Here is a 12877-nt window from a genome sequence, read left to right as displayed (position 1 = left end):
CGCCGGGCGGGTACGCGGAAGGGGCCCCTGCACAGGGGCCCCTTCGAGGTTCCGGACTAGCGGCGCGCGCTGCTGACCGCGGGCTCGCTCCACTGCTCGGGCACGGTGATCGGCTGCTCCGCCACCGTCTCCCGGGCGGGCACCCTGGGCAGCCGGTAGACCCACTCGTGGTACAGCCAGCGGGCCGTGAGGAAGCCCAGCGCCAGGCAGAGCTCGCCGCCGACGGCGTCCATCCAGAAGTGGTTGGCGGTGGAGACGATGACCACCAGGGTGGCGGCGGGGTACAGCAGGCCGAGCACCCGGACCCACGTCCGGCGGGCCAGGAAGAAGATCGCCAGACCGCACCACATCGACCAGCCGATGTGCATCGAGGGCATCGCCGCGTACTGGTTGGAGACGTGCGCGGCGGGCCCGGAGGCCATCGAGCCCCAGGTGCCGTGGGCCTTCACGGTGTCGATGAAGCCGCCGTCGGTCATCAGCCGGGGCGGGGCCAGCGGGAAGAAGTAGAAGCCGACCAGGGCGATCCCGGTGGTCACGAACAGCACGGTGCGGGCCGCGACGTAGCGCCCGGGGTGGCTGCGGTAGAGCCAGACCAGCACGCCGATCGTGATCACGAAGTGCAGCGTGGCGTAGTAGTAGTTCATCCCCGTGATGAGCCACCCGACGCCGTCCACGGCGTGGTTGATCGAGTGCTCGACGGCGATGCCGAGGTGCTGCTCCAGGTCCCAGATCCAGCGCGCGTGCTTCTGGGCTATCGCTTCCTGTTCGGGGACCGCGTTGCGCACGATCGAGTAGATCCAGTAGCTGATCCCGATCAGCGCGAGCTCGAACCAGATCCGCGGTCTGGCCGGCGACCGGCGCTGGGCGCTGATGCGGCCGCGCAGGACGGCGGTACGGGACTGGGCGGCACGGGTGGCTCCATCGGGCAGGTGGCCGGGGAGGGCCTTCGCTGCTTCGGAACCGCCACCACTGGCCGCGTCGGCGCGCCCGGCGTCGCCTCGCTGGATCTCGGTCGGTTCCCCCATGGACGGCAAGTCTGCCAGACCGGTCGTAGCCGTCTGCTCATCCTCTGGAAGTGGATTCTTCACCGGCTGTCCCCCTTGAGGGCTAGAGGCCGGCTCCCACCGGGGTAGGGGGTGCTCTGGGGTTCGGTGCGTACCGGTGGGACGGACATACGTCCCATTGTCACGCCCGCCGCTCCGAGGGAGTAATCGGGGTGGTCGGAGAGGGTCGCCCACCTGGAACTTCCCGGATACGAAACGGTTTCTGCATCTTGCTGAAACATATTGCAGGCCGCTAGCTTCCTGGGAACTCGATCGCCCCTTCCCCTAAGGGAGCCCTCAGTGGCCGACGCCCCGCTCCGTCCCCGACGGAGCACCGCCCGACGAACCACCGGCCGCCGCAGACCGCCAGGCCGTACCGCCGTCCTGCTGGCCGCCGCACTGACCGCCGCCACCCTCGGCAGCACCCCCGCGGCCCTCGCCGCCGCCCCGCCGGCCCCGCCCTCGGACGCCGCGCTGGCGGCCACTGCCGGGCGGCACGACCTCACCCGCGAGCAGTTCTACTTCGTCCTGCCCGACCGCTTCGCCAACGGCGACGCCGCCAACGACACCGGTGCCAAACTCCCGGATGGCAGTACTGGCGGGCGGCTGGAGAACGGCTTCGACCCCGCCGACAAGGGCTTCTACCACGGCGGCGACCTGGCCGGGCTGATCCAGCGGCTCGACTACGTCCAGGACCTCGGCACCACCGCGATCTGGATGGCGCCGATCTTCAAGAACAAGCCGGTGCAGGGCAGCGGGGCCGACGCCTCGGCCGGGTACCACGGCTACTGGATCACCGACTTCACCCAGGTCGACCCGCACTTCGGCACCAACGAGCAGCTCAAGGAGCTGATAGCCAAGGCGCACGCCCGCGGCATCAAGGTCTTCTTCGACGTCATCACCAACCACACCGCCGACGTCGTCGACTACGCGGAGAAGCAGTACGGCTACCGCTCCGCCGGCGCCTACCCGACGCTCGACGCGGACGGGAACCCGGTGGACGAGACCGCCGTCGCCGACGCGGGCGCCCCCTGGCCGCGGACCACCAAGGACTCCTTCCCGTACAGCCCGGTCTTCCGCAACCCGGCCGACGCCACCGCCAAGACCCCGTCCTGGCTCAACGACCCGGCGCTCTACCACAACCGGGGCGACTCGACCTTCGTCGGCGAGTCCGCCACCGAGGGCGACTTCAGCGGCCTGGACGACCTCGACACCCAGAACCCCAAGGTGGTGAAGGGCTTCGAGAAGGTCTACCAGCAGTGGGTCAAGGACGCCGGCGTGGACGGCTTCCGGATCGACACCGTCAAGCACGTCAACATGGCCTTCTGGCAGCAGTGGGCGCCCGCGCTCAAGGACTTCGCCGCCAAGCAGGGCAACAAGAAGTTCTTCATGTTCGGCGAGGTCTACTCCGGGGACCCGGCGGTCACCTCGCCGTACGTCACCAAGGGCCGGCTCCAGGCCACCCTGGACTTCCCGTTCCAGGGCGCGGCCCGCTCCTACGTCTCGCAGGGCGGCTCGGCGCGCAACCTCGCCGACGTCTACGCCCAGGACTACCGCTACACCGGCGCCGACACCGACGCCTACGAGCTGCCGACCTTCCTCGGCAACCACGACATGGGCCGCTTCGGCTCCTTCCTGCTCGCCGACAACCCGGGCGCCGACGACGCCACGCTGCTGAGGAAGGACCGGCTCGGCAACGAACTGCAGTTCCTCACCCGAGGCCAGCCCGTCGTCTACTACGGCGACGAGCAGGGCTTCACCGGCGCGGGCGGCGACAAGGACGCCCGGCAGGACCTGTTCGCCTCCAAGACGGCCTCCTACAACGGCGACCGGGTGCTCGGCGGACCCTCCGGCCCGGCCGACCGCTACGGGCAGGGCGGCGAGCTCTACCAGGGCATCGCCGGACTGGCCCGGCTGCGCCGGGAGAACCCGGCACTGGCCGACGGCGCCCAGATCGAGCGGTACGCCGCCGACGGCGCGGGCGTGTACGCCTTCTCCCGGATCGACGCCGGCCAGCAGGTCGAGTACCTGGTCGCGGTCAACAACGCCGCCGAGGCGAAGACCGTCACCCTGGACACCTTCTCGACGGGGATGGGCTTCGACCGGATCTACCCGGCGGCGGGTGAGGCGCTGACCTCCGGCGGCGACCGCAAGGTCACCGTCACCGTGCCGGCGCTGTCCTCCGTCGTGTTCAAGGCGCGCGGCAGGCTCGCGCCGGTCGCCGCCGCGCCGCAGCTGTCGGTGCAGCCGCCCGCGGACGGATCCACCGGGCTGGTGACCGTCGGGGCGAAGGCCGGGGACGGCTTCGACCGGGTGAGCTTCGCCGCCCAGATCGGCACCGGGCCCTGGCAGACCCTCGGCACCGCCGACACCGGCACGTCCGGCTCCGACGGCCGACGGCTCTTCGCGGTGACCCAGGACCTGGGCGCCGTCGCCCCCGGCACGGTGGTCCGCTACAAGGCCGTCGTGCAGGACTCCAGTGGCCACCTGCGCTCCGCCACCGCGAGCTTCACCACCGGCACCCCCGCGCCCGAGCCGGCACCCACCGCGGGCTCCCGCCCGTACGCCGTCGTCCACTACAACCGGCCGGACGGCGACTACGACGGCTGGAACCTCTACGCCTGGGGCGACCTCGCCGACGGCGAGGCCACCCAGTGGCCGGCCGGGCACGCCTTCAGCGGGCGGGACGCGTACGGCGCCTTCGCGTACGTGCGGCTGAAGCCCGGTGCCTCGGACGTCGGGTTCATCGTGGAGAAGGGCGGCGTCAAGGACGTCGACGCCGACCGGCACCTCGACGTCGGCGGCACCGGAGAGGTGTGGCTCAAGCAGGGCGACCCGGTCGTGCGCACCGCCGACCCCGGCCCGCCGAACAACCAGCCCGCGAACACCGCCGTCATCCACTACAACCGGGCCGACGGCGACTACGACGGCTGGGGCCTGCACGACTGGACCGGCGCGGCCACCCCGACCGACTGGGGCAAGCCGCTGGCGCCCGTGCGCCGCGACGCCTTCGGCGCCGTCTTCGAGGTGCCGCTGGCCCCCGGGGCGACCAGCCTCAGTTACATCCTGCACAAGGGCAACGACAAGGACCTGCCCGCCGACCAGTCGCTGGACTTCGCCGTCAACGGCAGGGAGGTCTGGATCCTCGGCGGCCGCGAGGGCTACCTGCTGCCGCAGAACCCGGCCGCCACCTCGCAGATCGACCTCACCGGGGCCAAGGCCCAGTGGATCGACGCGCGGACCGTCGTCGTCCCGGCGAACTACGGCGCGGGCGACGACGCCCTGGCCGGCGGCACCAGCGCCCAGCTGGTGTACGACCCGGCGGGCGGCATCAGGGCCGACAAGGGCGCGCTGACCAAGCCCGGCCAGTGGCTGCGGCTCACCCCGGTCAAGGGCGGGCTGACCGACGCCCAGAAGGCCGAGTACCCGCACCTGGCGGGCTACCGGGCCTTCACCGTGGACGGCCGGGACGCCGCCCGCGTTCCGGCCGCGCTGCGCGGCCAGCTGCTGTTCACCGAGCACCTGCCCAGCGGCGCCGTACTGGCCGCCACCGGGGTGCAGATCCCGGGCGTGCTGGACGACCTGTACGCCGGACGGACCGCCAAGGTGGACTTCGGGCCGGCCTACTACAACGGCAAGGTGGCGCTGTCGCTCTGGGCGCCGACCGCGCAGGAGGTCTCCGTCCAGGTCTTCGACGGCGCCACCGGCGGCACCCCGAAGACCCTGCCGCTGAAGCCGGACGACGAGACCGGGGTGTGGGAAGTCGTCCGTGACAAGCGCGAGTTGGACGGCAAGTACTACCGGTACCAGGTGAAGGTCTGGGCGCCCTCGACCCAGCAGCTGGTGGTCAACACCGTCACCGACCCGTACTCGGTGGCGCTGTCCGCCGACTCCGGGCGGAGCCTGGTCGCCGACCTCGACGCCAAGGAGCTCAAGCCGCAGGGCTGGGACGACCACGCCCGCCCGCAGGCCGTCCCTCCCGCGCGGCAGCAGATCCAGGAACTGCACGTCCGGGACTTCTCGGTCGAGGACCCCACCGTCCCGGCCGCCGAGCGCGGCACCTACCTGGCGTTCACCGAGTCGGACTCGGCCGGGATGCGGCACCTGCGGGAGCTCGCCGCGGCCGGGGTGACCACGGTGCACCTGCTGCCGACCTTCGACATCGCCACCATCCGGGAGAACCGGGCGGACCAGAAGCTGCCCGCCTGCGACCTCGGGTCCCTCCCGGCGGACGGCCCGAAGCAGCAGGAGTGCGTGGCGGCCGTGGCCGCCGACGACGCGTACAACTGGGGCTACGACCCGCTGCACTACAACGTGCCGGAGGGCTCGTACGCGACGGACCCGACGGGTACGGCCCGGACCGTGCAGTTCCGGCGGATGGTGCAGGCGATGCACGCGGCCGGGCTGCGGGTGGTGCTCGACGTGGTCTACAACCACACCGCCGCCAGCGGCCAGGCCGAGCACTCGGTGCTGGACAAGGTGGTTCCCGGCTACTACCAGCGCCTCGACGCCGACGGCAAGGTGACGACGGACAGTTGCTGCGCCGACACCGCGCCCGAGCACGCCATGATGAACCGGCTGGTGGTCGACTCGGTGACCCTGTGGGCCCGTGAGTACAAGGTGGACGGCTTCCGCTTCGACCTGATGGGCCTGGACCCGAAGTCCACCATGCTGGACGTGCAGTCCGCGCTGCGGCGGATGACCCCGGACTCGGACGGCGTCGACGGGAAGAACGTCCTCCTGTACGGCGAGGGCTGGAACTTCGGCGCGGTCGCGAACAACGCCCGGTTCGAGCAGGCCACCCAGGTCAACATGGCCGGCACCGGCATCGCCACCTTCGACGACCGGATCCGGGACGCCGCCCGCGGCGGCAACTTCATGCTGGACTCCGCCCCGCAGCAGGGCTTCGCCTCGGGCCTGTACACCGACCCGAACGGCTCGGCCGCGAACGGCACCCCGGAGGAGCAGAAGGCCCGGCTGCTGCACCAGATGGACCAGCTGAAGGTCGGGCTGACCGGCAACCTGGCCGGCTACTCCTTCACCGACAGCTCCGGAAAGTCCGTCACCGGCGCCCAGGTCGACTACAACGGCGCCCCGACCGGGTACGCGGCGAAGCCCGGCGAGGCGGTGGAGTACGTGGACGCCCACGACAACACCGACCTCTTCGACGCCCTCGCGTACAAGCTGCCGACCGGCACCGCGCCCGCCGACCGGGCCCGGATGCAGGCGCTCGGGCTCTCGCTGACCGCGCTCACCCAGGGCGCGGGCTTCGCCCAGGCCGGCAGCGACCTGCTGCGCTCCAAGTCGCTCGACTCCAACTCCTACGACTCGGGGGACTGGTTCAACGCGATCCACTGGGACGCCGCGGCCGGCAACGGCTGGGGCCGCGGCCTGCCGATGGCGAAGGACAACCAGGAGCAGTGGACGGCGGCGCGGTCCCTGCTGGCGAACCCGGCGCTGACGGTGGGTGCGGCCGACATCCGGTCGGCCTCGGCGCAGTACCAGGAGTTCCTGCGGATCAAGCAGTCCTCGCCGCTGTTCTCGCTGCCGAGCCTGGACGCCGTCCAGCAGCGGCTCTCCTACCCGCTCTCCGGCACCGCCGGTGAGGCCCCCGGGGTGATCACCCTGCACCTGGACGGCGCCGGCCTGCCGGGGGCGGAGAAGGGCGTCACGGTGGTCTTCAACGCCACGCCCACCGCGCAGGCGCAGACCGTGCCGGCCCTGCGGGGCACCGGCCAGGCGCTGCACCCCGTCCAGGCGGGCGGGGCGGACCGGGTGGTGCAGCGGTCCGGCTTCGACGCCGCGACCGGCACCTTCACCGTGCCGGGCCGCACCGTGGCGGTGTTCGTCCAGCACTGATTCGTACACCGCGACAACTCCCGGGCCCCGTACCACTGTTCTGGTGGTGCGGGGCCCGGTTGCGGTCCGTGGACGGTGAAGTTCCGCTCCGGACGCACAATGGCCGGAAACCGTCGATGGCACGGCCGGAACTGTGACGTGCCGGGCCTGCCGGGCGCTGTCCGCCACTCGCCGGTGCCGGCCGCGGTCCTGAGTGCTGGTCATCGACCTCCGGCAGTGATCGAACTTTATCCGGGGCATGAAAACCGTGTTCACGAGTTCGTGACGGGGTAACACAACTGACGGACCGACCCGCATACGGTTTCGGTAATGAATCGGCCAATCCGTGGCATGCATCTGTCATTAACGGCTCGTTTGCTGCCACGATTCCCCCGGCTGTAGACGAGGGGGCCCCACCCCCCGGTGCAGCCGTTCGGTTACAGGTGCAGCGCGTCCCAACCCCTGCAAACGAGTTGTGAGCCCCGCATCCGCACCCCTGTCGCACCCGGCGGGGGCCCCCACTGCGCCGCAACCGCGGCCCAGGTTTCTCTCCACCGTGCGCGACCCAGCGCCGGTCGGAAAAGGAGTCCGCATGTCCCGTTACGCTCACGCCCGGAAGGCGGCGGTTGTCATGGCCGCCTCCACCGCGCTGCTGGTCACCGGCATACCGGTGATCGCCCAGGCGGCCACGCCGGACGCGCCGGCCGCCGTCGCGGCCCAGCAGGCGAGCCGCGCCCAGCTGATCTCCGTCGCGAACCAGCAGACCACCTCCCTCGCCCAGAGCCTGGGCCTGGGCGGCAGCGAGAAGCTGGTCACCAAGGACGTCATGCAGGACGCGGACGGCACCCGCCACCTGCGGTACGAGCGCACCCTCGACGGACTGCCCGTCCTGGGCGGGGACCTGGTGGTGCACCAGGCGTCCACCGGCGCGACCAAGAGCGTCGACCGGGCCAGCACCGCCTCGCTGAACGGTGTGAGCACCACGCCGAAGCTGGCCGCGCCGGCCGCGCAGAGCGCCGCCCTCGCCGCCGAGGCGGGCACCGCGGTCGAGACCGCGCCGCGCCTGGTGGTCTGGGCCGCCGACAACAGCCCCCGGCTGGCCTGGGAGACCGTCGTCTCCTCCACCAAGTCCGACGGCACCCCGAGCAAGATGCACGTCGTCACCGACGCCACCAGCGGCCAGGTCATCCAGCAGTGGGACGGCATCGAGACCGGCTCCGGCAAGGGCGTCTTCGTCGGCAACGTCACCATCGGCACCACCCAGTCCGGGTCGACGTACCAGATGAAGGACGCCGCCCGCGGCAACGGCTACACCACCAACCTGAACCACGGGACGTCGGGCGCCGGCACGCTGTACAGCAAGTCCACCGACACCTGGGGCGACGGCACCGTCAACAACGGCGAGTCCGCCGCGGTCGACGCCCACTTCGGCGTCGCGTCCACCTGGGACTACTACAAGAACACCTTCGGCCGCAACGGCATCCGAAACGACGGTGTCGGCGCCTACAGCCGCGTCCACTACGGCAACAACTACGTGAACGCGTTCTGGGACGACTCCTGCTTCTGCATGACGTACGGCGACGGCTCCAACAACACCGCGCCGCTGACCGAGCTGGACGTCGCGGGCCACGAGATGAGCCACGGCGTCACCGCGGCCACCGCGAACCTGACCTACTCGGGCGAGTCCGGCGGCCTCAACGAGGCCACCTCGGACATCTTCGGCTCGATGGTCGAGTTCTCCGCCAACATCCCGAGCGACAACCCCGACTACCTGATCGGTGAGTTGATCGACATCAACGGGAACGGCACCCCGCTGCGCTACATGGACAAGCCGTCCAAGGACGGCCAGTCCGCGGACTCCTGGTACTCGGGCGTCGGCAACAAGGACGTCCACTACTCGTCCGGCGTCGCCAACCACTTCTTCTACCTGCTGGCCGAGGGCAGCGGCGCGAAGGTGATCAACGGCGTCAGCTACGACTCGCCGACCCAGGGCAACATCACGGTCACCGGCATCGGCCGGGACAAGGCGGCGGCCATCTGGTACCGCGCGCTGACCACCTACATGACCTCCAGCACCAACTACGCCGCGGCGCGCACCGCGACGGAGAAGGCGGCCACCGACCTGTACGGCGCCGGCAGCGCCGAGCTGACCGCGGTCGGCACCGCCTGGGCGGGCGTCAACGTCGGTACGGCGCCCAACCCGGGCGGCGTCACCGTCACCAGCCCGGGCAACCAGTCCACCGCCGTCGGCGGCGCGGTCAACCTCCAGATCAAGGCCACCGGCGGCACCGCCCCGCTGACCTACTCGGCCACGGGCCTGCCCACCGGCCTGTCGATCAACTCCTCCACCGGCGTGATCACCGGTACCGCCTCCACCGCGGGCACCTACAACGTGACCGTCACGGCGAAGGACTCGGCCGGCAAGACCGGTACCGCCAGCTTCACCTGGACCGTCTCGACCGGTGGCGGCGGCTGCACCCCGGCCCAGCTGCTGGGCAACGAGGGCTTCGAGACCGGCAGCGCCACCCCGTGGACCGCGTCCAGCGGCGTGGTGGACAACAGCTCCTCCCAGGCGGCCCACGGCGGCTCCTGGAAGGCGTGGATGAACGGCTACGGCTCCACCCACTCGGACTCGCTGTCCCAGACGGTGAGCATCCCGGCGGGCTGCAAGGCGACGCTGAGCTTCTGGCTGCACATCGACACCGCCGAGTCGGGCAGCACCGTGTACGACAAGCTGACCGTTTCGGTCAACGGCACCACGCTGAAGACCTACTCCAACGTGGACGCCGCGGCCGGCTACCAGCAGCGCACCTTCGACCTGTCGGCCTACGCGGGCCAGACGGTCACCGTGAAGTTCGCCGGGACCGAGGACGCCTCGCTCCAGACCAGCTTCGTGATCGACGACACCGCCGTCCAGACCGGCTGAACCCGGGCCGGCTCCCTGAGGGGCCGGTGAACCAGGACAGGTGAGGGGCCCGGTGGCTACGGCCGCCGGGCCCTTGTCGTGCCGTCGGCCGGGTGCCTGTCCGGAGCGGGCGGTAGGTGGAGCAGGCGGCAGGCGGAGCAGGCGGCAGGCGGAGCAGAAACGTATCTCCCGGGAATTGAGCGGTTCCGACCAAGGTCTTGACGGCTCTTGCGGCCACCTCTAGGTTCGGCGCTGCAAGTTTCCGGCAAGTTGCAGAAACTTCCTGCAGGCTTCACCCTCCGGCTGCCCCACCCCAGCCACCCCCCAGGAGACGACGTGGTCACCACCGCCCCCACCCGCCGGCCCAGTCGCCGGCCCGCCCGCGCGGCCGGCGCGCTCGCCGCCTCGGCGGCGCTCGCGCTCTCGCTCGGCACCTTCGTCGGCGCCCCCGCCGCCCAGGCCGCCCCGCCCGCCGACAACGGCAAGGACGTCACCGCCACCCTCTTCGAGTGGCGCTTCGACTCCGTCGCCCAGGCCTGCACCTCCACCCTCGGCCCCAAGGGCTACGGCTTCGTCGAGGTCTCCCCGCCGCAGGAGCACATCCAGGGCGCGCAGTGGTGGACGTCCTACCAGCCGGTCAGCTACAAGATCGCCGGGCGGCTCGGCGACCGCACGTCCTTCAAGAACATGGTCGCCACCTGCCACGCGGCCGGCGTCAAGGTGATCGCCGACGCGGTGGTCAACCACATGTCGGCGGGCTCCGGCACCGGTACCGGCGGCACCGCGTACACCAAGTACAACTACCCCGGCACGTACCAGGACCAGGACTTCCACACCTGCCGCCAGCCGATCACCAACTACCAGGACCGCGGCAACGTCCAGAACTGCGAGCTGGAGAACCTCTCCGACCTGGACACCGGCAGCACCTACGTCCGGACCACCATCGCGCACTACCTGGACGACCTCGCCTCGCTCGGCGTCGACGGCTACCGGATCGACGCCGCCAAGCACATCGCCGCCACCGACCTCGCGGCGATCAAGGCCAAGATGGCCAACCCCAGGGCCTACTGGGTCCAGGAGGTCATCTACGGCGCCGGCGAGCCGGTCCAGCCCACCGAGTACACCGGCACCGGCGACGTGGACGAGTTCCGGGTGGGCATGGACCTCAAGCGGATGTTCACCACCGACAAGCTCGCCGACCTCAGCGGCTGGGGCGCCTCCTGGGGCTACCTGCCGAGCGGGCAGGCGCGCGCCTTCGTCGACAACTGGGACACCGAGCGCAACGGCTCCACCCTCAACCACACCTACGGCAACACCTACACGCTGGCCAACGTCTTCCTGCTGGCCTCGCCGTACGGCGCCCCCAACGTCTACTCCGGCTACTCCTTCGCCAACAAGGACGACGGCCCGCCGAACGGCGGCACCGTCAACACCTGCTACCAGGACGGCTGGAACTGCACCCACGCCTGGCGGCAGATCGCCAACATGGTCGGCTTCCGCAACGCGGTGGCGGGCACCGGGGTGACCGACTGGTGGTCCAACGGCGGCAACGCGATCGCCTTCGGCCGCGGCAACCGGGGCTACGTCGCGATCAACCACGAGGGCGGCGCGATCACCCGGACCTTCCAGACCGGGCTGCCGGCCGGCACCTACTGCGACGTCCAGCACGGCGACCCGCAGGCGGGCGGCGGCTGCACCGGCCCGACGTACCAGGTGGGCGCCAACGGGCAGTTCACCGCGACGGTCGGCGCGGGCGACGCGGTCGCGCTGTACGTCCAGCCCGGCACGAGCGTCTCCGCCGCCTCGTTCAACGTCAACGCGACCACCTCGCCCGGGCAGAACGTCTACGTGGTCGGCGACGCCGCGGCGCTCGGCGCCTGGGACCCGGCGAAGGCCCTGCCGCTCTCCTCGGCCGGCTATCCGGTCTGGTCGCTGGCGCTGTCGCTGCCGGCCGGCACCTCCTTCCAGTACAAGTACGTCCGCAAGGACGCGAGCGGCGCGGTGACCTGGGAGTCCGGCGCCAACCGGACGGCGACGGTGCCCTCGGGCGGGACGGTCACGCTGAACGACACCTGGCGGCCGTGAGCCGCGGGCCCCGGTCCGTCCCGGATCCCCGTCGGAACGCTCCGGCGGGGATTCGCCGTGTCGGCGGCCGTGTCGGCGGCCGGGCCGGGCTGGGCTGGGCCCGCCCGGCTCCGGGGGAGGGGCCGCGGGGCCGAGTGGCCGCGGCCGTCCGTCACCCCCGCCCGATGTACGGCATGGCCGTCGCCATCACGGTGGCGAACTGCACATTGGCCTCCAGCGGCAGCCCGGCCATGTGCCGCACGGTGCGGGCCACGTCGGCCACGTCCATGGTCGGCTCGGGGGCGATCCGGCCGTCCGCCTGCCGCACGCCCGCGCCCATCGCCGCCGTCATGTCGGTCGCCGCGTTGCCGATGTCGATCTGCCCGCAGGCGATCCGGTACGGGCGGCCGTCCAGCGACAGCGACTTGGTCAGGCCGGTGACGGCGTGCTTGGTCGCGGTGTAGGCGATCGAGTGCGGACGCGGGACGTGCGCGGAGATCGAGCCGTTGTTGATGATCCGGCCGCCCCGCGGGTCCTGCGCCTTCATCTGCCGGAACGCGGCCCGGGCACAGAGGAAGGCGCCGGTCAGGTTGAGGTCGACCACGGCCCGCCAGTCCTCGACGGACAGCTCCTCCAGCGGGACGGCCGGGCCGAAGGCGCCGGCGTTGTTGAACAGCAGGTCCACCCGGTCGTGACGTCCGGCGGCCGCGGCGAACAGGGCGTCCACCGCGTCCGGGTCGGTGACGTCGGTCGGCACCACGTCGGCCGGTGCGGCGCAGAGCCCGGCGGTCTCCCGCAGGGGCCCGGCCCGCCGGCCGGCCAGCACCGTCCGCCAGCCCGCCGCGGCCAGTTCGACCGCCACGGCCCGGCCGACGCCGCTCCCGGCTCCGGTGACGACGGCGATCCGCTGGTGCATGGCACCCTCCTCGATGACTGTTCCCGGTCGGCCTCGGGCGTGCTCCGGAGATCGTCGCGGATCGGCGGCCCGCCGTCACTGGTCAAAGCCACCAAAATCCGGACGGCCCGA

5 protein-coding genes are annotated in these 12877 nt (G+C 71.5%); 3 read left to right on the top strand and 2 right to left on the bottom strand.

Annotated elements, in window-relative coordinates; all coding sequences use genetic code 11:
- Nucleotides 1-56: 56 nt before the first annotated feature.
- Nucleotides 57-1025: a phosphatase PAP2 family protein gene (locus tag ABZ449_RS25305; protein WP_360349993.1), complete on the bottom strand. Its 969-nt coding sequence runs from the start codon at nucleotides 1023-1025 to the stop codon at nucleotides 57-59.
- A 318-nt stretch (nucleotides 1026-1343) separates the two neighbouring features.
- Between ABZ449_RS25305 and pulA the strand changes: the two genes are divergently transcribed.
- The 3 genes from pulA (at nucleotide 1344) to ABZ449_RS25290 (ending at nucleotide 11871) form a co-directional block, all read left to right on the top strand.
- Entirely contained in the window at nucleotides 1344-6902 is a 5559-nt protein-coding gene (pulA, locus tag ABZ449_RS25300; protein ID WP_360349990.1) for a pullulanase-type alpha-1,6-glucosidase, read from the top strand.
- A gap of 571 nt (nucleotides 6903-7473) precedes the next feature.
- The gene (locus ABZ449_RS25295; protein WP_360349987.1) at nucleotides 7474-9807 is read left to right on the top strand and encodes a M4 family metallopeptidase; all 2334 of its coding nucleotides are present in this window, start codon (nucleotides 7474-7476) and stop codon (nucleotides 9805-9807) included.
- A gap of 315 nt (nucleotides 9808-10122) precedes the next feature.
- Nucleotides 10123-11871: a carbohydrate-binding module family 20 domain-containing protein gene (locus ABZ449_RS25290; RefSeq protein WP_360349984.1), complete on the top strand. Its 1749-nt coding sequence runs from the start codon at nucleotides 10123-10125 to the stop codon at nucleotides 11869-11871.
- A gap of 151 nt (nucleotides 11872-12022) precedes the next feature.
- Here ABZ449_RS25290 and ABZ449_RS25285 read toward each other — a convergent pair whose 3' ends face one another.
- Nucleotides 12023-12766, bottom strand: coding sequence for an SDR family oxidoreductase (locus ABZ449_RS25285; protein WP_360349981.1), 744 nt, complete (start codon nucleotides 12764-12766; stop codon nucleotides 12023-12025).
- Between the last annotated feature and the right edge of the window lie 111 nt (nucleotides 12767-12877).

This window comes from Kitasatospora sp. NPDC005856 (assembly GCF_040629945.1).
Lineage (GTDB): Bacteria > Actinomycetota > Actinomycetes > Streptomycetales > Streptomycetaceae > Kitasatospora.
This window is presented reverse-complemented; position numbering and strand designations above follow the sequence as displayed.